Origin of the sequence: Sphingobium sp. D43FB (assembly GCF_002312805.1) — a bacterium.
Lineage (GTDB): Bacteria > Pseudomonadota > Alphaproteobacteria > Sphingomonadales > Sphingomonadaceae > Sphingobium.
The window spans coordinates 1-24,170 of sequence record NZ_NMUA01000034.1 but is presented as its reverse complement, the minus strand read 5'-3'; the positions used below and the strand labels follow the sequence as shown (position 1 = coordinate 24,170).

22 protein-coding genes are annotated in these 24,170 nt (G+C 57.8%); 14 read left to right on the top strand and 8 right to left on the bottom strand.

The features are described 5' to 3' along the window. Window positions 1–178: 178 nt before the first annotated feature. The 4 genes from SxD43FB_RS25375 to SxD43FB_RS19995 form a co-directional block, all read right to left on the bottom strand. Entirely contained in the window at window positions 179–343 is a 165-nt protein-coding gene (locus tag SxD43FB_RS25375; RefSeq protein WP_176482862.1) for a hypothetical protein, read from the bottom strand. Window positions 344–432: 89 nt separating this feature from the next. Next, entirely contained in the window at window positions 433–1,623 is a 1,191-nt protein-coding gene (fdhA, locus tag SxD43FB_RS20005) for a formaldehyde dehydrogenase, glutathione-independent (RefSeq protein ID WP_096063690.1), read from the bottom strand. A 90-nt stretch (window positions 1,624–1,713) separates the two neighbouring features. Beyond that, window positions 1,714–2,817 (bottom strand): aromatic ring-hydroxylating dioxygenase subunit alpha, encoded by a 1,104-nt coding sequence (locus tag SxD43FB_RS20000; RefSeq protein WP_096063689.1) that lies wholly within the window; start codon window positions 2,815–2,817, stop codon window positions 1,714–1,716. Window positions 2,818–2,906: 89 nt separating this feature from the next. Further along, window positions 2,907–3,971: an aromatic ring-hydroxylating dioxygenase subunit alpha gene (locus SxD43FB_RS19995; RefSeq protein ID WP_096063688.1), complete on the bottom strand. Its 1,065-nt coding sequence runs from the start codon at window positions 3,969–3,971 to the stop codon at window positions 2,907–2,909. A gap of 83 nt (window positions 3,972–4,054) precedes the next feature. Between SxD43FB_RS19995 and SxD43FB_RS19990 the strand changes: the two genes are divergently transcribed. From SxD43FB_RS19990 to SxD43FB_RS19965, 6 genes are all read left to right on the top strand, one after another. After that, the gene (locus tag SxD43FB_RS19990; RefSeq protein ID WP_096063687.1) at window positions 4,055–5,026 is read left to right on the top strand and encodes a LysR family transcriptional regulator; all 972 of its coding nucleotides are present in this window, start codon (window positions 4,055–4,057) and stop codon (window positions 5,024–5,026) included. A 171-nt stretch (window positions 5,027–5,197) separates the two neighbouring features. After that, complete coding sequence (locus tag SxD43FB_RS19985; RefSeq protein ID WP_096063686.1) at window positions 5,198–6,319, top strand: lipid-transfer protein; 1,122 nt, start codon at window positions 5,198–5,200, stop codon at window positions 6,317–6,319. Continuing rightward, on the top strand, window positions 6,316–6,723 hold the full coding sequence (locus SxD43FB_RS19980) for an OB-fold domain-containing protein (protein WP_096063685.1): 408 nt from the start codon (window positions 6,316–6,318) through the stop codon (window positions 6,721–6,723). Before SxD43FB_RS19985 ends, SxD43FB_RS19980 begins: the two co-directional genes overlap by 4 nt. A 63-nt stretch (window positions 6,724–6,786) precedes the next feature. Further along, on the top strand, window positions 6,787–8,271 hold the full coding sequence (locus SxD43FB_RS19975) for an aldehyde dehydrogenase (protein ID WP_096063684.1): 1,485 nt from the start codon (window positions 6,787–6,789) through the stop codon (window positions 8,269–8,271). Window positions 8,272–8,325: 54 nt separating this feature from the next. Next, window positions 8,326–9,105 (top strand): enoyl-CoA hydratase/isomerase family protein, encoded by a 780-nt coding sequence (locus SxD43FB_RS19970; RefSeq protein ID WP_176482861.1) that lies wholly within the window; start codon window positions 8,326–8,328, stop codon window positions 9,103–9,105. Between the two features lie 46 nt (window positions 9,106–9,151). Further along, on the top strand, window positions 9,152–10,618 hold the full coding sequence (locus SxD43FB_RS19965; RefSeq protein ID WP_096063682.1) for an aldehyde dehydrogenase: 1,467 nt from the start codon (window positions 9,152–9,154) through the stop codon (window positions 10,616–10,618). A 646-nt stretch (window positions 10,619–11,264) separates the two neighbouring features. On the opposite strand, the gene SxD43FB_RS19955 is transcribed toward SxD43FB_RS19965, so the two are convergent. From SxD43FB_RS19955 to SxD43FB_RS19945, 3 genes are read right to left on the bottom strand one after another with little or no spacing between them, the layout of a single operon-like run. After that, window positions 11,265–12,482 carry a CoA transferase gene (locus tag SxD43FB_RS19955; RefSeq protein WP_096063680.1) on the bottom strand — a complete coding sequence of 406 codons (1,218 nt, stop codon included), beginning with the start codon at window positions 12,480–12,482 and terminating at the stop codon, window positions 11,265–11,267. Then, on the bottom strand, window positions 12,479–13,633 hold the full coding sequence (locus SxD43FB_RS19950; protein ID WP_096063679.1) for a CoA transferase: 1,155 nt from the start codon (window positions 13,631–13,633) through the stop codon (window positions 12,479–12,481). The genes SxD43FB_RS19955 and SxD43FB_RS19950 overlap by 4 nt, the downstream gene beginning before the upstream one ends. After that, the gene (locus tag SxD43FB_RS19945; protein WP_217988815.1) at window positions 13,630–14,808 is read right to left on the bottom strand and encodes an acyl-CoA dehydrogenase family protein; all 1,179 of its coding nucleotides are present in this window, start codon (window positions 14,806–14,808) and stop codon (window positions 13,630–13,632) included. Before SxD43FB_RS19945 ends, SxD43FB_RS19950 begins: the two co-directional genes overlap by 4 nt. Window positions 14,809–15,040: 232 nt before the next feature. Between SxD43FB_RS19945 and gcvA the strand changes: the two genes are divergently transcribed. The 3 genes from gcvA (at window position 15,041) to SxD43FB_RS19930 (ending at window position 17,927) form a co-directional block, all read left to right on the top strand. Beyond that, window positions 15,041–15,997, top strand: coding sequence for a transcriptional regulator GcvA (gene gcvA / locus SxD43FB_RS19940; RefSeq protein ID WP_096063677.1), 957 nt, complete (start codon window positions 15,041–15,043; stop codon window positions 15,995–15,997). Window positions 15,998–16,127: 130 nt separating this feature from the next. Further along, window positions 16,128–17,078 (top strand): SDR family NAD(P)-dependent oxidoreductase, encoded by a 951-nt coding sequence (locus tag SxD43FB_RS19935; protein WP_176482860.1) that lies wholly within the window; start codon window positions 16,128–16,130, stop codon window positions 17,076–17,078. Between the two features lie 66 nt (window positions 17,079–17,144). After that, on the top strand, window positions 17,145–17,927 hold the full coding sequence (locus tag SxD43FB_RS19930; protein WP_096063675.1) for an N-acyl homoserine lactonase family protein: 783 nt from the start codon (window positions 17,145–17,147) through the stop codon (window positions 17,925–17,927). Between the two features lie 53 nt (window positions 17,928–17,980). Here the strand turns inward: SxD43FB_RS19930 and SxD43FB_RS19925 are convergent, their stop codons facing one another. Then, a complete protein-coding gene (locus SxD43FB_RS19925) occupies window positions 17,981–18,802 on the bottom strand; it encodes an SDR family NAD(P)-dependent oxidoreductase (RefSeq protein WP_096063674.1) in 822 nt (273 codons plus the stop codon). Between the two features lie 210 nt (window positions 18,803–19,012). On the opposite strand from SxD43FB_RS19925, the gene SxD43FB_RS19920 reads away from it, so the two are divergent. The 5 genes from SxD43FB_RS19920 to SxD43FB_RS19900 form a co-directional block, all read left to right on the top strand. Then, window positions 19,013–20,017 carry an NADP-dependent oxidoreductase gene (locus SxD43FB_RS19920; protein WP_096063673.1) on the top strand — a complete coding sequence of 335 codons (1,005 nt, stop codon included), beginning with the start codon at window positions 19,013–19,015 and terminating at the stop codon, window positions 20,015–20,017. Between the two features lie 57 nt (window positions 20,018–20,074). Further along, entirely contained in the window at window positions 20,075–21,700 is a 1,626-nt protein-coding gene (locus SxD43FB_RS19915) for a GMC family oxidoreductase N-terminal domain-containing protein (RefSeq protein WP_176482859.1), read from the top strand. A 128-nt stretch (window positions 21,701–21,828) separates the two neighbouring features. Then, window positions 21,829–22,053: a hypothetical protein gene (locus SxD43FB_RS19910; protein ID WP_141249554.1), complete on the top strand. Its 225-nt coding sequence runs from the start codon at window positions 21,829–21,831 to the stop codon at window positions 22,051–22,053. Between the two features lie 77 nt (window positions 22,054–22,130). After that, a complete protein-coding gene (locus SxD43FB_RS19905) occupies window positions 22,131–23,276 on the top strand; it encodes a serine hydrolase domain-containing protein (protein ID WP_096063670.1) in 1,146 nt (381 codons plus the stop codon). A 1-nt stretch (window position 23,277) separates the two neighbouring features. Next, a partial coding sequence (locus SxD43FB_RS19900) for a glucose 1-dehydrogenase (RefSeq protein ID WP_141249553.1) occupies window positions 23,278–24,170 on the top strand: 893 nt, incomplete at its 3' end.

Here is a 24,170-nt window from a genome sequence, read left to right as displayed (position 1 = left end):
CGCCGCGCGACGCGCGCCAACGTCTCTCCGTTCATTCCCACAGCGGCGACGATCTCGAGCTTCTCCGCGTTGCTCCACCGACGACGCCGTTCCCGGCCCAATATCTCCACCGCCGTCCCTCGCTTTGGCTCAGGACGTCCATAACGACGTCCTTATGGACGTCCATTACGCGCTCACGTCACAGCAAGGCAGGCGGCCTCAACCGGTCGGTTACGTTGAATGTCGAGGCGAATGCGAGAAGACCGGCCTTGAATTCCGCCAGATAGTCTTTCAGCGCCTTATCGAAAATCGCCAGGAGATAGTCCGTGACGATCGTCGGTCGGAAAGGATCCGGCTCAGACATTTACCGAGGGATCTTCATCCCCCGCCGATCGCACTGGTTAGTGGAGTAGGGGGAGGCAGGGGGAGGCTGGCTGACAACCTCCCCTGAAGTCAGGCTGCCTTCGCGACCATCCCATGAGGGTCAAGAACGAACTTCTGCGGGGCACCATGATCGAATATCTCATAGCCCTTCGGCGCGTCCTCGAGCGGGATGACCTGAGCATTGACAATATCAGCGATCGGCAGACGACCGTGAAGAATGGCCATCATCAACTGGCGGTTGTATTTCAGGACAGGTGTCTGACCGGTGTGAAAGGATTGGGCCTTAGCCCAACCCAGACCAAAGCGAAGAGACAGGCTGCCTTGCTTTGCTGCGCTGTCGACCGCACCGGGATCCTCGGTCACGTAGAGGCCGGGAATGCCGATTTGCCCAGCAGCTCTCGTTATCTCCATCATCTGGTTGAGAACGATCGCTGGCTGCTCGCCGCCCGCGTGGCCGCGGGCTTCGAAGCCTACCGCATCAATAGCAGAGTCAACCTCATTGCTGCCGGTGATGTCGGCGATGAGGTCACCCAGCCGGTCACTCTTCGACAGGTCAACTGCCTCGAAGCCCACCTTTGCGGCATGCGCGAGGCGATCCTTGTTGAAATCGCCCACCATAACCACCGCGGCGCCCAGGATACGAGCTGACGCAGCTGCGGCAAGTCCAACCGGTCCCGCGCCTGCGACATAGACGACTGATCCCACACCGACGCCGGCCTTGAGGGCGCCATGGAAGCCTGTGGGAAGGATGTCGGATAGCATGGTGAGGTCACGGATCCGTTCCATCGCCCGATCGCGATCGGGGAACTTCAGCAGATTGAAGTCGGCATACGGCACCATCACATATTTGGCTTGGCCACCGATCCAGCCGCCCATGTCGACATAACCATAGGCACCGCCGGCGCGCGACGGATTGACGGTAAGGCAAACGCCGGTGTCCTGCGATTTACAGGTGCGGCAGCGACCGCATGCCACATTGAAGGGAACCGACACGATGTCACCGATCTCGAGCATCTCGACATCCGCGCCCTTCTCGATCACCTCGCCGGTAATTTCATGCCCGAGCACCAAGCCCTCGGGCGCGGTGGTGCGGCCGCGGACCATATGCTGGTCGGAGCCGCAAATGTTTGTGGTCACGACCTTTAGTATGACGGCATGTTCGATGCGCCGCCCGTCGGGGGCCTCAAGTTTGGGATCTCCGATCGACTGGACCTCTACCTTGCCAGCTCCGAGATAAACGACGCCGCGATTGTCGGACATGTCCTACTCCTTTTCGTTAAACCATTTTGATAAATGTGGACCGGGCACCTGCCGTCGTCATTGAGGGATACACGGTTCATCAGTTCATCGTCAGGCAGCGACTTGCTCAAATCCCGTACCGCTGCCCTTCGATGCTTCTTCACACTCTGCGGCGATGACCCGGTCGATCATCATTCTGGATCGGACACCGCCAGCATCGATGTTGAGTTTTAGCAGGCGGCGTTCAGGATAAAGCAGAAGATTGGCCTGCTGTTGCTCAAGCATGTCCAGGTCTTCACTGAAAATTCCGCCTTGGCCCTCTCGGATTTCATCCGTCAACAGTTCGTTATCGACAGCAAATTGTCGTGCCATGCCCCAGAAATACCAGTGTGACGTTTCCGTTTCTGGGGTAATGAAGTCGACCACGATGCTCGCGGCTTTTCTGTCCATGGGAGCTTCGTAGCCCCCGGACCCTTCTAGCGCCACGCCGACCTCGATCATCACATGACTGGGCAACGAGAAGCGGCAAATCTGCCACCGATCCACCGTGGAATCCCCGTCTAGACCAGCCCCTCGCAGAGCCATCTGCCAGAAGGGTGGAGCTTTTATGCTGTCCATCGTGCGGCTGGTGTGAACTTCATCCCCGATGATGCGAGTCTTGACTGGCGCTTCATCGATTTCCCTCTGTCCGATGCTCGACGCATGGACGTAGGTCTCATGGGTGAGATCCATGAGGTTATCGATCATCAGGCGATAGTCGCACTTGATATGGAATAGGCCGCCTCCATAGGCCCATTCGTCGCTTTCGGCCCATTCCAAATGGTGGAGTTTGTCCAAGCTCGCTTGCTCGGCATCCCCCGGCCAAACCCAGATGAAACCGTAGCGCTCAACGATTGGAAAAGAGCGGATCGGTGGGAATCCCCTGACCTTCTGGCCAGGCATATTGTCCGCTTGGCCTTTGCATCCCATTGCCAGACCATGATATCCGCACACGAGCAAATCTTCGCGCACAAAACCCAGCGAAAGCGGTGCACCGCGATGAGGGCAGAAATCCTCAAGCGCAACAGCGTCACCACTGGCCTTACGGTAAAAGACCATTCTCTCGCCGCAAATCTGGCGGCCCAATGGCTTCTGTGCAATTTCATCCGGTGTGCAGGCGACGTACCAGGCATTGCGCGGCCACGTCGTACCTTTGGATCCTAGAGGTTCGCTCAACTCAAACTCCTGAAATCATAATTTTAGCGCCTCAGCTTTTGCGTTGTCGGATATCAATCATCTCGGACCATTAAGGCGCTCGATAAGTGTCAGGCTGCGACCAGTCCCGGTTCCCGCTCTGCCTTCATCAAGCGTCGCAACACCTGCCGCGCTTGACGGCTCCCGATGTCGCTCGCGATATCGAGAAGTGGGCGATCAGGTTCCGCACTGATCCTTAGTTGCTGTAATTCAAGAACTTCCTGATCTTCGCGGAACGTGTCTGCCGTTTGCTGAAAGATCTGCTCGGGGCCCCCTTCGGTCACCGCGTCAGTTGCGACCGACCAGAAATAGTGAGTGGTTGTTTCCGTCTCCGGCGTGATCCCGTGAAAACCAATCATGGAAAAGCCATGATCGCGCGCGCCTTCATAAGCGCCTGTCCCCGCGTCGCACGCACCTGTATTAATGCGGATCAGCACGGGCTGGAATTCGATCTCCTGCCACCGATCCACTTTCCCGGCGAAATTCTTCGCTGCACGGTATGTCGGAGGTGGTTCCGAATTGGGCATGTAGCGCGAAACCCGAACAAGGTTGCCTTCCCGTGTCGAATTGGTCTTTACGCCAAAGTGAAGCTCGGGGTTGCCACCAATTGTATTGGCATGGATGTAGGGCAGGTGCGAAAGATCCATCAGGTTCTCGATCATCAGCTCCCAATTGCCCTGAATGTCGAAATGGTGACTTTTCCATTTGAAACGAGAATTTGCGTGCCAGCGATGAGCGGGAATCTCGCTCTCCTGTGCCAGCTCGCGATCTCCCATCCAAATCCACAGGAGCGAGTCTCGTTCAACTAAGGGGTAATGGCGAACGCAAGCCGTCGGAGGAATTTTATCCTGGGCCGGGATTTTCTCGCATTTTCCTGCCACATTGTATTCTAAGCCGTGATAGCTGCAACGAATGCGCTCTCCGTCCACGGTGCCAAAGCTTAAAGGCAGAGCACGATGACAGCAGCGATCTTCCAGCGCGGAGGCCTGACCGCTCTCGGTCCGAAAAATCACAACTGACTGGTTGAGGAAGGTCCGCGCGACCCGCTCGCCCGGGGCGAGATCGGCACTCCAGCCAGCCACATACCAGTTGTTGTAAAGAAACTCGGGCGCTTTGGCCGCGATAGTTTCAACCATGACTCTCTCCTAAAACAGACGGTTTGAATCTACTGGAAGTTGGCGTTATAAGCATTACTCATTCACTTATAGAAACTATAAGCATGGCTTATTCCGATCTGGATTTTAACCTTCTCAAGGTGTTGGAAGCACTCTTCATCCACCGTAGCGCGTCGGCGGCTGCCGAAGCGCTGTCGGTTACCCAGCCCAGTGTCAGCTTGTCGCTAAAGCGCCTTCGCGCGCACTTCGGTGACGAACTCTTCCTCCGGCAGGGGGGCAGAATGGTGCCTACAGCAGTTGCCGAGAGATTGCGTGAACCGGTCGCACGGATCATCGCGACTGTGCAGTCCGATATCGTGCCAGCTGGTCCGTTTGATCCAGCATCGTCAGACCGGTGCTTTGTCCTCAGCCTGTCTGACTTGGGTGAGTTAACCTTCCTGCCCGACCTTATGGCAAGCATTAGGCAGAAGGCGCCTCGCGTAACAGTGCAGTCGGTCACGTTACCGACGAGGGAGTTAAAGGGTGCGTTGGTTGATGGGGATGTCGATCTCGCTTTGGGGTACTTCTATGGTTTCGATAGCGACAATCTCTTCTCCCAGAAGCTGTTCGATCAAACTTTCGTCTGCTTGGCGCGCGTCGATCATCCCGACATCGGCGAAAGCTTGAGCGTCGAGCAATTTATTCGGGCAGAGCATGCGATCATCGAGCAGGACGGGCGGAGTCAGGAAGTGTTTGAACGGCGTCTGGAGACGCTCGGCTTGGAACGCCATGTGGTCCTCCGATCGCCTCATTTCATGAGCGTTCCTCTCCTCATATCTCAATCGGACATGATCACGACGGTACCCTTGGCTGTAGGAAGAATTTACACCAAACTTACAGGGCTCAAAATGCTGGCATTGCCCTTTCAGTCACCCGCCGTTGAACTCAAGCAGTTCTGGCATCGCAGGTCCCACGCCGATCCCGGAACGGTTTGGTTGAGGCGCATAGTCTCAAAGCTGTTTACAGGACATGATCCCACGATAGGCGATCGATCTTCATTCTGGAAAAGCTTCAAGGGAAGCGGCAAAAACGCCTGATTACCCTAGGTGGATAAAACAGCCTTCGCGTGATCTAAAATCAATCGAACTGACTTTTGGTCGTTTGACAGTAAGACCTCCCAGCAAGCATTCGAACCTCAGCAGCATGGCCGTGCGGGCCAGGCGGATGCGGCAGCAAACAGCGACCGCGCCATTATTTTGGGGAGCGAAATGCTGGATTGGAACTATCGCGACAAGGCCTGTATCGTGGGCGTGGGATCCACCGATTATGGTGTGTTTCCTGAAACCGATGCGGTTGGCCTGGGCGTCTCGGCGTTGAAGGCGGCAGTCGATGACGCGGGCATCAGCTTCGATGACATCGACGGCGTAATTCTTAATCGACTTCCCTATGACCGCTTTGCTGAGGTTTCCAACCTCAATACACCCTATCTGCAGTCGACGCCGGCGCACGGACGTTTCTCCGCGATCGCGCTGATGATGGCGGCAGAGGCGATTGCCTCGGGCGCAGCCACTACCATCGCCCTGGTCTACGGTAATGACGGCCGTTCCGCAGCGATGAAGTACGGTGGTGACCCCAATTTCTGGGCACCCTGGGGCTTTACGTCGCCGGGCGCATCGCACGCGATGATGTTTCGTCGGCATATGGCGCAATTCGGTACGATGTCCGAGGATCTCGCGCACATCGCTGTCGCATTTCGGGACCATGCGACGAAGAACCCTGCGGCGGTTATGAAGAAGCCGATTACGCTCGAAGATCATCAAAACAGCCGGTTCATCTGCGATCCGCTGCATTTGCTCGATTATTGCCTGATTAACGACGGCGGCGTGGCCTGGATCATGACGACCCCGGAGCGAGCCAAGGACATGAAAAAGAAGCCTGTCTACGTGTCGGGCTTCGCGCGGCAGGATGATTTCTCGCAGAACTCGCTTCCGCCGAACGACTATTGGTATCCTGCACTCAAGAAGGTCGAGTCGCAGGTCTATGATCGGGCCGGCATTAGCCGCAACGACATTGACGGTCTGATGATCTACGACAATTTCTCGCCCACGGTGCTTTTCGCCCTGGAGGGAATGGGCTTTTGCAAGCAAGGCGAAGGTGGCCAGTTTGTGCGTGATGGCATGCTGCAACTGGGCAAGGGGCGCTGGCCAACGAATACGAGCGGTGGCCACCTGTCCGAGAGTTACATGCAGGGATGGGCACTCATAGTGGAAGGGGTGCGTCAGCTCCGTGGTGAAGTCTCCGCTGAGCGTCAGATCAAGGACGTCAAGGCCCTTCAGTTCATCCTTGCCACCGCTGTTGCCGGCTCGATCATCATCAGGAACGACGCATGACCTATAACAAGCCACTGCCTGAGGCAGACAAATGGAGCGGCCCCTTCTTTGAGGGAGCCAGGGAAGGCAGGCTGCTGGCGCAGCAGTGCAACATCTCAAAGCGCTTCTTCTTTCCGCCCTCGCCGGTTTCTCCGGTCACACGTGACGGAAATTGGTCATGGGTCGAGCTCTCCGGTAAGGGGACGATCAGCTCCTTCGTCGTGATGCATCAGAAATATTTTGCCGGCTTCGGCGACGATGTTCCTTATCCTGTCATCGAGGTCGAACTTGAAGAGGGCGTCAGGCTTCTCTCGAGCATCGTCGAGCTTGGCGAGCGCGAACTGGTCGTCGGCATGCCCGTTGAAGTCGTTTTCGACAAGGTCACCGAAGAAGTGACGCTCCCTAAGTTTCGGCCGGCGGCCTGAAGTTGAAAACTGGAGCCGGGCTGTGTGCCCAGCTCCAGTTGTGCATTCGGAGAGGAGTGTCTGATGGATTTTCTGGACCGGCTAAATCCGGAAACTGAGTTGTCTGAGCGTGTTCGCAAGCACTTCTTCATAAATGGCGAGTGGCGCGAGCCGCGTGGTCGCGAAACGCTGGACCTGGTTTCGCCTATCACCGAGCAGATTATTCTGACAGTTCCTGGCGGCAGCGCCGCCGACATTTCTGATGCGGTTGACGCTGCACGCCGCGCATTCGATCAGGGCCCTTGGCCGCGCATGGCGCCGGCTCAGCGCGGTGAAATCCTCAGGAAAATGGGTGAGGCTATCGCAGCGCGCATTCCGCTGCTCTCCAGGATCTGGACAGCACAGGTCGGAGCTACAATCGGCTTCACCTCGATGTTCACGGGACTGATCCCGTCTTATTACAACTATTATGCAGACCTCGCTGCCACTTTCGCATTTGAGGACGTGCGACCGACCTTCCAAGGGCATGCGAGGGTCGTTCGGGAGCCCGTTGGCGTTTGCGCGCTGATATTGCCCTGGAACGCGCCTCTCATCCTTTTATCGCAGAAGCTGGCGGCCGGGCTGCTGGCGGGATGCACATTCGTCGTCAAACCCAGCCCAGAGACGCCGCTTGACGCCTTGATACTTGCTGAATGCGCTGAAGAAGCCGGACTTCCGGCAGGGGTTCTCAACATCGTACCGGCAGGGCGGGAGGCAGGCGACAGCCTTATCCGTGACCTGAGGATAGACAAGGTAAGCTTCACCGGATCGACCGCCGCGGGCAAGCATATCGGTGCGGTATGCGCCGAGCGGGTCGCACGCTGTAGCCTGGAGTTGGGTGGAAAGTCGGCAGCGATCATCTGCGAGGACGCTGATCTCGAAACGGCTATCGGAACGATTACAGCTTTTGCAATGCCATTTTCCGGACAGATCTGCTTTTCGCAGACACGGGTTCTGGTTCCTGAAAAGCGCCGGGACGAGATACTGGGTGCCTTTGTGGCGGCGGTCGAGACTATCAAACTGGGCGATCCTTGGGACGAGACGACGACCATGGGACCGCTATCGATGGCCCGCCAGCGCGATCGTGTTCTTGGCTATATCGATGCCGGGCGATCGGAAGGTGCAAAGCTGATCAGTGGAGGTAGCAATGGTGGCTTTAACCGTGGTTATTTTGTCGAGCCGACCATTTTCGCGGATGTGACGCCGGACATGGCGATAGCACAGGAGGAAATTTTCGGTCCGGTGGTTTCGGTGCTGAGCTATTCCAGCGACGAAGAAGCCATCGCGATTGCTAACAACAGCCAATTCGGCCTGTCCGGCACCGTGTTTTCGAACGATCTCGCGCGTGCCGAACGGATCGCGCGCCAGGTGCGTACCGGTAATATCAGCATCAACGGGCTACAAATCGACCCCGGCGTCCCTTTTGGGGGCTTCAAGCAATCCGGCATCGGTCGGGAGGGTGGTCCAGAGGGGCTCGAAGTCTTTCTGGAATCCAAGGCGATTTACTTCCCGGGTGCCGCAGCGGCCTGATCAACAACAATGGTTGTCGCGCACTCCCGCGCGCGCAAAGATGTGGAGAAAATCGTGAACGAAGAAAATCTGGTAGTGGTCGAAGAGAAGGAGGGCTATGCCGTTCTGCGCATCAACCGTCCCGACAAGCGCAACGCGATGAATAAGGCCGCTCGCATTGCGATGCTCGAAGCGATGGAGGCTCTCAAAGGGCGCTTCGGTGTCATCGTGCTCACCGGGACCGATGTGAGCTTCTGTGCGGGGCTAGATCTCAAGGAAGCCAGCGCCGACCGTGAAGCGGGTGTCGAGGCTGATCCTGCCACTTCCTGGCAGGCGGTGAACGTTGCGATCCGTGCGCATCCGGCGGTCTTCATTGCGGCCGTGAACGGTCTGGCGCTCGGCGGTGGGGTGACGCTGATCAATGTGTGCGATCTCGCGGTTGCTTCTGAACGCGCTTCGATGGGTATGCCCGAGATGGGCTTTGCCACCTATCCTGGACTGGCAGGGCCGTCGACGCAATATTCGCTTACCCGTAAACGCCATGCTTGGATGATGTTCACGACCGAGCGGATCGACGGTGCGACCGCCGAACGTTGGGGGCTGGTCAACAAGGTTGTTCCGCATGATCAGTTACTGCCTGAAGCGGAGGTTATTGCTGCAAAGATTGGCCAGTTCAATCAGACCGCTCTTACGATCAGCAAGGGAGCCATGGATCAAATTCCGGTCGAAATCGACTGGGACGGCGCATTCAACTTCGGTATCGGCAAGATTGATGAGATAAATCGCCTGACAGCTGCTGGCAGCGAGGGCCTTGCTCGCTTCTCGAAGGGCGAACGATTGGTTGGCCAAGGCTGATTGAGGCTTGTCGGCTCCACAGACTGATGAATGATGGTGAGGTAGCGTGAAAGAATATCAGATGTTCATCGGCGGCCAATTTGTCGCCGCTGCCTCAGGTCAAACCTTCCAGTCTGTTGAGCCTTGGACCGAGGAAGCTTGGGCGGCTGTTCCGCGCGGCGGCGTTGAAGATGTGAACGCTGCGGTACAGGCCGCCCATGCGGCGCTCTCCGGGCCATGGTCTGGCTATTCCGCATCCGCGCGTGGAGCGCTGTTGCGGCGGCTCGCTGATCTTCTGGTCAAAGCCGCACCCAGGCTCGCCGAGATAGAGGTTCGGGACAACGGCAAGCTCCTTACGGAGATGCGGGCCCAGACAGGATATCTTCCCGAGATTTACTACTATTACGCCGGCCTCGCTGACAAGATCGAAGGATCGGTTCCGCCGGTCGGGCGACCCGGCGTTTTTGGCTATACGCGCTATGAACCCATTGGCGTGGTCGCTGCCATTACACCATGGAATTCTCCACTCTTACTGGCCGCTGCCAAGATTGCTCCGGCTCTTGCAGCCGGTTGTACCATCATTCACAAGCCGTCCGAACATAGCTCGGCGTCGGCGCTTGAATTTGCTCGTCTCGTGCAGGAGGCAGGCTTTCCCGAGGGCGTATTCAACGTCATCACGGGATTCGGCGCCGAAGCTGGAGATCCCTTGGTGCGGCATCCCAAGGTCGCACGCATCAGCTTCACTGGGGGCACACAGGCTGGGCGCGCGATCAACCAGATCGCAGCAGCGCGTTTCGCGCGCTGCGATCTGGAACTGGGCGGAAAGTCGCCCAATATCGTTTTTGATGATGCTGACTTGGAAGCAGCAGCAAATGGCGTCATTTCGGGCATCTTTGCTGCCTCTGGTCAGAGCTGCATCGCAGGCTCGCGCCTGCTGGTGCAAGAGAACATCCACGACGAGTTTGTTGAGCGGTTGCTCGCAATTGCAAAGACAGCGGTTGTCGGCGATCCTACCGACGAGCGAACCCAAATCGGTCCTGTCACGACTCAGGATCAGTTTGAAAAGGTTCTGGCCTATATAGCGATCGCTCGCGGGGAGGGGGCCCAGTGCGTTCTTGGCGGCGAGCGCATTGATCGGAAAGGATGGTTTGTTCAGCCGACCATATTCACCGACGTCAACAATCAGATGCGGATTGCGCGAGAAGAGGTCTTCGGTCCAATTTTGTCGGTCATCCGATTCAAGGACGAGGCAGATGCGCTGCAGATCGCCAACGACAGTGATTTCGGTCTGGCCGCTGGCGTATGGACGCAAGATTTTGGACGCGCATTCCGGATGTCCGAGAAGTTGGCGGCCGGCACGGTATGGATCAACAGCTATCGTATGTTGAGTGTCACGATGCCATTTGGTGGCGTGAAGGACAGCGGTGCGGGACGCGAAAATGGCATGGACGCGATCATGGCCAATCTCGAGGCCAAGAGCATATTCCTCAACCACAGCGCACCGGTGGCCAATCCGTTCGTCATGAAACTATAATTCGCAATCTATTCCGAAAGGTAGGCCAGCCATACCGCGTCCTTTTGGGTGGTCTAGCTGGCCTATCTTTTGACCTTCGGCAAGAGGACCTCTTTTGAAAGGAGGCCTTTGGCAGGAGGGCTTCTCTTGTGCCCTATCTCCAACGGCGTCGGCCGGACCTGATATGAGTGTTCGATAAAAGCGCGGCATGAATTTCTGGTCATGGGCAGCGCTGGCACGGCGTTCCGCGCTGTCCATGTTTTGATCAGAAAGCCGCCGAGACGGTCGCACCATAGGTGCGTGGTTGTCCGTAAGCGGAGCGGGTGAGCCCGAGCGTACCGAAGGTCTGTACGCCCCCGACGACCTCAACCGCTTCGTTCGTGAGATTCTTGCCCCACAGGCTGAAGGTTAAACAAGCCTTGGTCTCGTAGGCAATCGTGCTGCCAAAGCATCGAGTAGCTGGGCTGGGAGAGGACATTATCAGGTTCATGATAGTAGCGGCTGGTATAGGAATAATTGGCACCCAGCTTCACGATGCCCACGCTAAGCTCTTGATTGTAGCTGGCACCCAGTGTCCCGCTGTGGAGCGGCAAAATCGTGTCATGCTGCTTTCGTAAAAATACCGGTGTGCGCCGTTATTTTATGGTTGCTGCAAGGATGCTCGCATTTAAACGAGAACGTCCTGTTCGACGAGATCATGGATGTCTAGGTCATCCAAGCCGGCTTTTCCTGTTAGTACTTCGCGATTATGCTCGCCCAGCAAAGGCGCGGCGAAACGAGGTCCGATCGGTCCCGAAGCAAACTGGAAGGGAGGACCGTTGTAAAGTGAATCGCCCATTTCCTTGTGCGGAAGATAGCGCCAATGATTGCGGTGCTTGAGTTGGGGGTCTCGGTCCACAAGGTCCGAAGCATTCTGCACAACGCCGGAGGTCACTCCCTGTGCCTGCAGATTCTGCATCAAGGCATATCCGTCCCGGTCGGCTGTTTGTGTCGCAATTGCGCGATCTATCTCGTCCATCGCCGTGTGGCGCCCTACTTCTTTCTCCCATTCCGGATTGACGAGATCCGGGCCGCCCAAGATAGAGCAGAGCGCCAGCCACTGCTCGTCCGAACTAACGCTGATCGCGATCCAGCGATCTTCGCCTTGAACCGGATAAACGCCGCGCGGCGAGTAGCCTTCAAGGCGGTTTCCGATCCGGCCAGCCATTCGCCCGTTCACGCTGTAGTCCATCACTGGGATTGGCATCAAACTCAGCATCGGCTCAGTCTGAGCCATGTCGATCAACTGCCCCTCACCGGTCCGATTTTTATGCCGCAGTGCGCACATGATCGCAAAAGCGCCGTGACAGGGATTAGGGACATGATCGGGATAGTTAGTTCCCGTGCCGGTGGGCTCCCGATCGGGATATCCACTTAGTCCAAGAAAACTGGTAAGGGCGGCTATGGTGATCCCATAGCCCAGCATCGTACGATCGGGGCCCTCGTCGCCATTCATCGACATACCGATGAAAATAAGGCCGGGATTCATCTCTCGCAACGCCTGATAACCCACACCGAGCTTATCCATCGTGCCCGGACGGAAGTTGTTGGCAACTATGTCGCAGTCCTGGATCAACTGATGGACGATCGCGACTCCGCGAGGATCCTTCATGTTTATGGTGATGCTGCGCTTGGAACTGTTTCGATCCGCGAAATAGCCGCTGCGATTGACACCCTTGATCCCGCCCGCATAGGGCGCAGCAAGGCGGAGGCTATCGAGGGATTTGCTGCTTTCGACCTTGATAACATCCGCGCCCAAATCAGCGAGCAACTTGGTCGTATAAGAGCCGGCGCCGATCCAACAAAAATCGACAACTTTAACGCCGGAAAGTGGGAGCTCAGTCATTGCGTAGCGTCCTTAGGATCTAGTCTCCCTAGCACGGGAGCGGGCGTGCGCAGTTTCCATGGCGTGGCGCTCAGCTTGTAGGGCGCGCCAGGGACTGGAGTGCCGCTAAGCGGCGAACCTGCAGGAAGTTCGACGAAATATTTGCGATGGAGAAGCTGGCGGTTACTCAGCAGGTCAACGGGTGTCGACATAGGAGCAATGGGAACGCCCCAGGTCTTTCCACCCTGATAAAGCTGATCTTTTGTTTGGGTCATTGCAAACGGCAGGAAAATGGCCTGAAATATTTCATTAGCGCCTGGCGCTGTGTCGTTCCATTCCTGTGCCGCGAAGATTTCAGTGCCAGAGATATTTTGTGCTGCCATCCAGCGGGCGAAGCTTCCCCACATGGCCGTTTCCCCAATACCACCGGCCAAAAGGTAGATTTGACCGTCTTTGCATGGGAAGATGCCGCTTCCTGCTCGGCGCGCACTCGCGGAACGGTTACGCACCTTGCCTTCGAGTTGATAGGTTTGCGCGGCATTCTCTAGGGCCATCACGATGGCCTCCTGGATCGAGAGGTCGATAAGCTCGCCGCGCCCGGTTCGCTCTGCGCGCAGAACTGCGGCCAGCGACGCGACGGCCGAAAACTGATCTGCGGCAAGCAGACCCTGTTCGCCATAGGCGACGACCGGCGCACAGTCAGGATAACCGGCCATGGTGAGAAGCCCACCCATCGCCATGAGTGTGAGATCGTCACCAGAAAAAGTGCTATAAGGGCCGCTGCTCCCATATGGCGTGATCCGGGTGCAAACTAACCGTGGATTGGCAACGCACAGCGCCTCCAGGTCCACTGCGTCAGCGTCGGGGTGATCGGAAAGGATCAGTAAGTCCGCCTCCGATGCAGACTGCAACAACACCCTCTGCCCATCCGCGGTTTTCAGGTCCGTTGAGACGCTTTGCTTGTTGGCTGCAAAATAGGCGAAGGCCAGGCTGTTATTCTCTCCCGGTTTGTCGCCAATAAACGGTGGCTTGTCACGCATTGGTGAACCAGCAAGTGGCTCCATCAGCGTGACGTTCGCCCCCATGTCCGCGAACAATTTCCCGCAATAGGCGCCATAAAGTCCGGACAGTTCAAGGACCCGGATACCTTCTAGGGCGGTTTGGCCGGTCATATCTCGCTCGGCCTCCCGTCACGAAGCAGTTCGCGCGCAATCATCCAGCGATGGACCTCGGAGGGACCTTCGACGATGCGCAGGACGCGGACTTCTCGCGCCATGAATTCGAGCGGCAGCTCCTTGCTCAGCCCCATGCCACCGAACATCTGGATCGCCCGGTCGATCACGCGGGTCGCCATTTCGGTGGCCTGGACCTTGACCATCGCGGCTCCCCGGCGGATTTCCGCACGCTTACCTTCGTCTATCTCCTGATCAAGTTGCCAAGCGAGGCGATAGGTGAGCAACTTCACCATCTCGATTTCTTGGAAGCTATCTGCAATCCACCACTGTATGGTCTGTCGTTCCGCCAGTGGCGCGCCGAAGGTGACGCGCGCTTTGGCCTGCTCGATCATCATGTCGAGCGCGCGCTGCGCATAACCAAGGCACCAGCAGGCGCACTCCATGCGGCGGATGCCGAGCCGGTTCTGCAGCGGAGCGAATGCTTGCCCGACGTCGCCAAGGACCTGGTCGTCGTCTACCGTAACCTCATCGAAATTGACGGAATAGGCGTGGAAATTGCCGCCGATGACCGAAAATTCCTGCGGCACCGTCACCCCGGGCGTGCCCTGGTCGATGAGGAACGCGGTCATGCCGCCCCGCGTCCCCTTGCTAAGGTCTGTCGCCGCGATGACGATCATGAAATCTGCGGTACGCGCTCCGCTGATCCACATTTTTTCGCCATTCAGCACCCACTTATCGCCGCGTCGCTCCGCCTTCAGCTTGATCGCTCCGGCATCGGCACCGGCACCCGCTTCAGTGAGCGCCAGGCACGACTTCTTCTCACCCGACGCATAAGGGAGTAGGTAGCGTTCTATCTGGTTGCCTTTGCACGATTCCTGAAGGAAGTGCAGATTAGGGCTGTCAGGAGGCAAGATAAACGGAGTGATGGAATAGAACATCTGCTCGGTGACGATGCATTTTATCAGAGCGCTCATGCCGTGGCCGCCGAACTGCACGGGAACATCGATGCCCCACAAACCTAATGCCTTGGAGCGCGCCTTCAGCTTGTCCTCGATCTCGGGGGGGATTAGCGGATCGCCACCCATGCCGCGATTGGCTTCGCGTTCGATTACAAGTCGCTCCAGCGGGATCAGCTCGTCCGCAACGAAGCGCGCTGTCAGTTCCCCGATCATTCGCGCGTCTTCGGGTAATGTGAAGTCCATTCCTCTCCCGCCTTTTACAAATGTGCTCCTGGCACTGTCTATCGCCTGTGATAGGAGCCGGCTCTGCCACGCCGCAATCGAAAGGGTTTCTGCACGGTTGATCTAAACTCACAAATTGGGCACCATGCAGTGTGAGATCGCACTCTTGCTTCGGCGCGGGATGCGTGGCTCTCAAATATAGTAATTGTAAAAGGATGAGAGGATGCGGATACCGCCCCTTACGGCGCTACGGGCCTTCGAGTGCGCCGGGCGAAAGCTCAGTTTCACAATGGCGGCATCCGAGCTTGGCGTCACTCCAGGCGCGGTAAGCCGGCAGATCAGGGTGCTTGAGGATTTTCTATCGCTTCAGCTATTCCACCGCGCGAACCGAGAAGTCAGCCTGACCCAGGAGGGTGTCGAGTATCTGACGAAAATCACCGATGCCTTCGCTCTTATCAAGTCGGCAACAGAGCAACTGATCGAAGTGCCAGAGGGCGCGCCACTGCGCGTGTCGACCTCATCGACTTTCACGCTGCGGTGGCTCATGCCACGGATGCACTCATTCTACTCTCAACATCCTGGCAACAATCTCCAGCTGACGATGAACCTCACAGCCGTCGATTTTCAGCGCGACGATCTCGACGCGACAATCAAACTCGGCAACGAAGAAACGCCCCAATCTGTGGTGCGCCATCTTTTCGAAGCGGACCTTGTCGCGGTTTGCAGTCCGAAACTGTTGCAACAGGGAATTCCGTTGAAACAGATCTCCGATCTGGCGCGCCATACGTTGCTTCACTCGACCGCGCGTCCGTCGAATTGGACTCTCTGGCTCAAAGAAGCGGGGATGTCCGATCTGATCGGCGCTAGCACGATGCAGTTCGAGAGCTCCAGCCTAGCATATCAGGCAGCGACGGATGGCGTGGGAATCGCGATGGCCCAACTGCCGCTGATCCTGGACGATCTGGAGGCGGGAACGCTGATCATGCCGTTTCCGATCTCTACGCCCGATGACTGCAGCTATAACTTCATCTGGCCGGATCGGACTCCGCGAAATCCCAGCTTCAAGCCATTCCGCGACTGGATGCTCGAAGAGGCTCGAAAGACTCACGCCCGAATGGAGGCACTCAAGGCGGACATAGCTCATCGCCGCGCCGAATGGGACAAAGCGGTCTTCGCGTGATGTCAGGTCAACTCGCGGGTAAAAATCTCGCTTGAATTGGCCGCCTGAGAGCACAGAACAAACGCTATAAATTCAGATCGCATGGGCGTGCTTGTCACGCCCATGCCTGTTGTTCGAAGGAGAGATGCCTATGTCTATTGCTGGCAAGGTCGCCCTAGTGACTGGTGGTGGCCGAGGGCTTGGCCGCGAACACGCCCTAGCGCTGGCAGCTGCGGGCGCCAAGGTTGTGGTAAACGATCTGGGCGGATCCAATACGGGGGAGGGTGGAGATGCGGGGCCCGCCCAGTCGGTCGTGGCCGAGATCGAGGCTTTGGGTGGGACGGCAGTTGCCGACACGCGCAGCGTCGCGGATTGGGACGGTGCGCATGCAATGGTTGATGGCGCGATCGCTGCTTTTGGCGACATCGACATTATCGTCAATAATGCCGGCATCAGTCGAATTTCTGCCTTTGGCGAGATGTCGGAGCAGGACTGGGATCTCTCCGCTGCCGTCAATTTCAAGGGCGTGACTGCAACCATGAATGCGGCGGCTGCACATTGGCGCAAGGTCGGACCAAAGAAGGGGCGCGCCATCGTCAACACAGCGTCCCCGGCGGGCCTTCACCCCTTGTCGCCGATCAATATCTACAGTGCAACCAAGGCGGCCGTTGCCGCACTTACCATTTCGGCAGCTCTTGAGCTCGCGCCACTTGGCGCCCGGGCAAACGCGATCGCTCCCATGGCGCGGACGCGCATGCTTGAGGGGGCTCCGCCAGAAATGATGGAGATGATGGCGCCACGTGAAGGGTTTGATCCAAACTCGCCCGAGCACGTGTCGCAGGTCGTGCTGTTCCTCGCCAGCCCCGACTGCCCATTTACAGGCAGGGTCTTTGGCGCATGGGGCGATGATCTCTTCCTGTTCAACGAGTGGAATGCCGCCCATCATGTCAGCAATGGAGGGGCGAAATGGACCGTTGACGCCCTTGTGAAGGCTAGCGCGCAACTGCCAAAGCAGGATCGTCGCTGGACCCTCTTCCCCGGTGGGCGCTTTGAAGCCGATATGCCGCCAGCAGAGGTTTTGGACGCTCTGGCGAACCTTTGAATCGCGTTCACCCAACGGGCTGGATCCCTGGGTGATCAGGTTATAAAATCATCGTGGAGAGAAGAAATGAGCGCCGTTGAAATTCCAACCGCGCCGCGGAAGCCGGGCGATGGCGTGCGCCTGTTTGGCTTTACAGTCGGATATGTGAACATGCCCGTTGCCTTCTTCCTTAGCGGGGAGCCGGGCGAGGTCCGAGCGCCGGTCACGGCCTTCTTAATCGATCATCCCAAAGGTCTTGTGCTGTTCGACACGGGACTTGGACCTCGCTTCGCTAGGCCCAAAGGCACCGAGCCCGACAGCTTCATTGATCTCGAGCAGGGGGATACTATTGACCAAAGGCTGCACGCGATCGGCGTCGATCCAGTCGAAATCAGATGGATCATCGTCTCGCATCTTCATACTGATCATGCGGGTGGTAATAGCTACTTTCCCAATGCAACGATCATTGTTCAGGAAAGCGAGTATCATCATGCTTTTCACAATGTCGCCGAAGACCCTATCTATGAAATCAGCGAATATGACCTCGGCCAGCCTTTCCTGAAGATTCGTGGAGAGCACGACCTTTTTGGAGATGGAACGATCGTCATATTTCCAACGCTCGGCCACACGCCTGGCCATCAGTCCGCAAAGGTCCAGACCGATGGGGGAGACATCATTCTGACGGGAGATTGCTGCAGTCTCAAGCGTTCGCTCGACGAATTCCGTCTGCCCGATAATTGCTACAATGCCGACCAGTTTATGGAATCGCTCAAGCTTCTTTCCTCACTTGAGCGCAAGGGCGCGCGGGTGTTTCCAAGCCATGACCCTAAGTTCTGGGCCACTATTCCCAAGTCCGTTCCGATCGGCTGAACTGCCAAGGTTGGTCCAGCGGCTTTTCGACGTGCCGCTGGCCCGCGCCGACCTCAACCTGCCTTGCTGTCCTCTATCGATTGTTCGATGGTTCGGAAACGGGCCGAAATAGGGGCGGTGCCTTCGGGATGTGTCCAGATATAGAGCTTGCCAGCAAGCATCGCGCTGACGGCGATCTCGCCGGCATCGTCAGCGTTCATCCATGGTATCGAGACATTTGCAAACCCCTCAGCGTCTTCGAGCCGCATGCTCTTGAGTTGGCCGCCGCCCAGGTCGGCGGGTCTGTTCCGATCACTGTCGTGGATATTGGATCGCACCGGACCCGGCAGAAAGACGCTGACGTTCGTCTTGCCGCCGGTCTGCGCCATCTCCGCCGCTAACGTCTCCGACATTGCAACCACGGCATATTTGGTTGCCGCATAGCCGCCGATGGTGGGACCGGTGAACATTCCGCTGATCGAGGATGTGTTGAGGATGTAGCTCGGATCGGTGTTCGCTTGGAGCAACGGCAGGAACGCGTCTAGGCCATTGATAACGCTCCACAGGTTCGTGTCGATTATCCATGCCCAGTCAGCCCTCGTCATATCCGCCATGCGCGCCACAGGGCCGACGCCGGCATTGTTGACGAGGATGTCGAGGCGTCCAAAGCGCCCTTTGATCGCTTCGGCAACCTGGCGTAGCCCGTCGGCATCGGTCACGTCGGTCTGAAACCCCGTGCCGTTCATCTCGGCCGCCGCGTCGTCCAGAGCCTTCTGATTGCGGCCAATGAGCACGACATGGCAACCGCGCGCCGCGAGCCGATGTGCGATCCCCAGTCCGATGCCGGACGAGCCTCCCGTGACGACCGCGACTTTGCCCAATAATTCTGCACCCATTGGTTCGCTCCTTTTTGCCTGTCGCGCAAGGATAGTGCGCCAGCTCGATCTCGCGAGCGAGCTTTGCGCTGTTCGCTTGAGTTCAGATCAACGTTGCTCTCCAAAAGTCGGTTGACGAGAAAGGGAGGGAATGATGACGCTTTCCCGGACCCAGTCGACGAACGCATGGGCAAACAATAACATTGGCCGACAGGCGAGGGAGCGGACAATATGATCAATCCTGGGTGGACCATCTTACGACCGACTTTAGGTGCCTACGATCCATCCTGTTTTGCTCTGGTCGATCAGGGGGAAGTCGACATTGGACCGGGCGAGGTGCTGGTCGAATCGTTGCTGCTCTCGCTTGATCCCACCCATCTCAATTGGGCCAAGCTCGACCCGGCGCTCCAATACATCTCCGTCCGCGAGGGGGATTTGATGCTCGGCACAGGGATTGGCGTTGTCCGTCGCTCCAGTGTCGATGGCTATGAGCCTGGACAAGTGGTCACCGGCTTGTGGCGATGGGCGCGCTATTGCGCGGTCGATGCCCGATATATCCGGCCGGCGCTTGCAGAGTCGGAAATGCCTTATCCAGAACAGATGACGATCCTCTCGCATGTGGGCCGCGCGGCGGCAGGCGGACTGCTCGCCGTAGGAAGGGCTAAATCGAGTGATGCAATTCTGGTATCGGCGGCCGCAGGCGCAACTGGAGCGGTCGCAGCGCAGCTTGCCAAGAATATGGGCTGCCGCACCATCGGTATTGCCGGAGGGGCGCAGAAATGCCGATACCTGGTCGAGGATCTCGGGTTGGATGGCGCGATCAATTATAAGGCCGAAGATCTGGACGAAGCGCTCGGTCGGCATTTTCCCGAGGGTATCGATCTCTTCTTCGACAATGTGGGCGGTCGGACGCTTGATGCGGCGCTTCTTCACATGGCGCATCGATGCCGCATCGTCATGTGCGGAGCAATCTCGCAATATGACGCAAGCGGCGGTGAGCAGGACCGCGGCATCCGAAACCTGCCGATGCTCATTTTTCGTGAGGCGAGCATGCTTGGCTATGTGGCCGGTGATTTTGATGGGCAGGGGGCCGACCTCGATGCGCGGCTCCTTGATCTCTATCGTCAGAACAGTCTCAAGGTTCAGACACATGTCGTTCCATTTGCGGACATACCCCAGGGGCTCAATCTACTGTTGAGCGGCAAGAATGCCGGCAAGCTGATGGCAAGCCTTTGAGATCGAACGCCCCCAGACCGCTTCCTGCAAGCGGGCAGAATGAATGGACGAGAAGCAATGACTGATTTTGACTATATCGTGGTGGGGTCCGGTTCGGGCGGCGGTGTCGTCGCGTCCAGGCTTTCGGAAGATCCCGCAAATTCGGTTCTCGTCCTGGAAGCCGGCGGATCGGACTGGAATTTCGTGTTCCACATGGGGATCGGCTTCTACCGGAACCGGCCCGCCAATCTGAACTGGGGTTTCAAATCGCAGCCCGAGCCCCATCTCGACAACCGGAGCATCGACTTGCCGCAGGGGCGTTTGCTGGGCGGTTCGTCCTCCATCAACGGCAAGGTCTATTCACGCGGCAATCCCATCGATTACGACGAATGGCGCCAGATGGGGTGCGAAGGCTGGTCCTATGAAGAGGTGCTTCCCTATTTCAAGCGCGCAGAAGGCAGCTGGCGGCCAAGTAGTCGCTACCATGGTGTCGATGGTCCGCTAAAGACCACTCCGGTTGCCCCGCGCGGAATGCTTACCGAGCCGTTGGTGGAAGCCGCACGAAGCCTTGGCTACCCCATAGTCAATGATCTTGACGCAGAGCCATTCGAAGGCATTTCGCCCGGGTCTGACATCACTGTTGATAAACATGGCCGACGATCGAGCACCGCGCGTACATATCTGCGCCCTGCGATGCATCGATCGAATCTCAAGATTGAGCTTCATGCCAAAGCCACGCGGATACTCGTTGAGGATGGTAAGGCGGTGGGTATAGAGTTCATGCAGCGCGGCAAGCTGCGGCAAGTACAGGCTCGCAAAGAAATCATTCTCTCGGCAGGTGTCTACAATACCCCCCGGTTGCTGCTTCTTTCGGGTATCGGCAACGCAGATGATCTCGCGCCGCTTGGCATCGTGCCCATCGTCAATTTGCCAGGCGTTGGCACAAACATAGCCGACCATGCGGCAACGATGATGGAGAATCTGACCAAGGAGGCGGTAACGCCGCTCGGACAGTTGCGGATCGACAAGGTGGTAGCGAACTTCTTGCAGTGGGCGGTTCTCGGCAAGGGTCCCTTTGCGACCCAACCGCTCAGCGCGCAAGGACTCATAAAGACCCAGCCATGGTTGGATCGCCCCGACGTTCAGGTCTTCTTCAACCCTTTGCGGCGCGATGCGCAAATTTATGTGCCTGGCATAACGCGTCGTCAGGAGCATCGGATCGAAGCGGGAGTTGTGTTGCTGCGGCCCCATAGTCGCGGTACGCTCAAGCTCGCTTCCGCCAACCCTGCTGAGCCGCCGAAGATCCAGCTGAACCTGCTCTCGGATCAGCGGGATATCGACACGTTCATTCGTGCCCTGAGGCAGGTTCGGAAGATTTATGAAGCCGAGCCGCTCAGCAGCCTTATCAAAGAGGAAATGTCTCCCGGTCTGATTGTGCAAAGCGATGAAGAGCTGACGGCATATTTGCGTCGGGCCTTGTACACCGTGCGGCATCCGGTCGGGAGCTGTCGGATGGGCAATGACGAGATGTCGGTCGTCGATAGCCAGTTGCGTGTTCGCGGCATAGCCGGTCTGCGCATTGCCGACGCATCGATCATGCCCGCGATCCCGGGCGGCAATACGAACGCGCCGGCGATCATGATCGGTGAAAAGGCTGCCGACATGATATTGGGCAAGCCGGCTCTCCACCCGGCTTTTAATTGACTTAAAATCAACGATCGGGAAAATTTGGCGCTGCCGTGCATCCGGCCTTTCCGTTAGAATGCAACGCGCACTGTTTTGCTCGAATGCGGGGAATGGTGGTGCAAGCTGGTACCGAAGGGATGCGTTCGATGTGCGTGGACGAACGGCTGAGCAATGACGGCATCGTTGAAAATTCGTCTGCGCTTCGCTCCCGCGTGTTTGAAAGCTCCCCAGATCGCCATATGTTCATGCAGGTGGGAAGTCGCCTGATGCGCGATGTGGCATCTTGCAGCGTTTCGCGCGCGGCGCAGAGCGATGCGAATGGAGGCAGCCAGACCTCGTTACGGCGGCGCTCGCGCGTCGTCGGCATCTGATTGGCGAATTGAAGAGCATGCAGCGCTGAGCCTCCCACGGTTCTGCCTGCCAAAAATGAAGAAGGACCAAGGAGAATATGACGCAAGTCTGGCAGGAGCGACTGGATTATTTCAAGGAGATGATCCGCGAGGATATCACGAAGGGCCTTTATTATGGCGCCTCCGTTCGTGTCGGCCGTGGTGGTGAACTCGTCTTCAACGAGACGATTGGGCATAGCGACGCTGCCGGGGAGAAGCCGATAAGCCAGGATGCGGTTTTTTCCATCTTCTCGATGACCAAGGCGTTCACCAACATTCTGACCTTGCGCGCCATCGAGATGGGCCGCTTCGCCCTGACTACGAAGGTATCGGAGATCATTCCCGAATTCGCTGGCCCGCCGCGCGATCAGGCGACATTTTTTCACCTGCTGACCCACACCGCCGGATGGCCGGGGCTTTGGGAAGTCCGTCCGGGTGCGCTCCAGGATCAGCTCGACGAAGTCATTGCGGATATCTGCAGCTATGTCAGCGGCATGACGGAGCCTGGCCAGCGCTGCAACTATCAGCCTCTCGTCAATCATGCGCTGATGGGCGAAGCGATTCGTCGCACCGATCCCAAGAAGCGTTCGCTGCGGGACATATATCGCGAGGATTTGTTCGAGCCGCTCAAGATGCACAACACGGCCATGGGGGTCCGCCAGGACCTTCAGCCGCGCCATATCATTCCCGACATGCGCGGCACTTTGCCTATCACTTCGCCCGGTCACACCAACAAGGGCGACTACGGCATCTTCGAGGAAGAGTTCGCCGAGATGCCCCATGTCGGTTGCGTGGCGACCGCTGACGATATGTGGCGCTTTGCCGAGATGCTTCGCCGCGGCGGCGAGCTTGACGGGGCCCGGATCGTTGCGCCCCGCACTATCGAGCTCGCGACCCAGTGCTGGACGGGCGATATGGAGAATGAGCTCTATCGCTGGCTCGCGCTCTCAATGGGCTGGAAGGCTTATCCGGCCTATTTGGGATTGGGCTTCTCGCTGAAGGGGCGCACTCTCAATTACAGCCAATATGGCACGCTGACGTCCGAGGGGACGTTCGGCAATAATGGTGCCGGCAGCTCGATCTATTGGGTCGATCCGGTTGCGGATGTCACCTTCGTCTGCCTCACTGCCGGTGTCATGCACGAGGGGCACAACATCCTCCGGTTCCAGCGCTATTCCGATGCCGTCGCCTCGGCGATGCTGTAAGATGGGTAAGCTTTCCTACGACTATGCTGGAACGGTTACGCTTGTGACCGGTGGCGCGTCCGGTATCGGACGCGCTATATCCGGTGCGTTCGCAGCCGCCGGCGGCATGGTTGCCATTGCGGACATCAACCTCGAGGCGGCGGATGCCGCCGCCAGGGAGATTCAAGTGGCTGGCGGTCTGGCGCGCGCTTATCATGTCGATGTCGGCGACGAGACGTCAGTCTCCCGCCTTATCGAAACGATATGGGGCGAGCTCGGTAGACTCGACAACGCGATCAACAATGCCGGTATCGAGGCGAATACCGTGCCGTTGGCGGAGCTCGACAGCGCCAACTGGCGCAGAGTCAGCGACGTTAACCTGAGTGCGATCTTCTATTGCATGAAGGCGCAGCTGCGCAGTTTTCTCGACCGGGGTGTCACCGGTGCCATTGTCAACATGGCCTCGGTCTCAGGCCTTATGGGCGGCTATAATTTGTCCGCCTATACCGCGACCAAGCACGGTGTGGTCGGTCTCACCAAAGCAGCCTCGATGGACTACGCGGCCAAGGGCATCCGGATCAACGCGCTGTGCCCTGGGCTCGTTGACACGCCCTTCATCAGCGCTCTGCCGCAACCTTTCATCGATCGGCTCGTGTTCGCCATTCCGATGGGACGTCCGGGCAAGGCCGAGGAAATGGCAAACGCGGTGCTTTGGCTCTGTTCGGATGACGCAAGCTATGTGACCGGCCATAGCATGGTCGTCGATGGCGGCACGTCGCTCGGCGGCACCCCCTCCGTGCCAACGACGGTGAGACAAAGCACCGCCGGTAATTTAGCCTTGAGGGCGCGGATGAGATATCACCATGGTTATGCCGCGTATTCCAAACGACGAGACGAACTCCGCCGCCGCAGGCG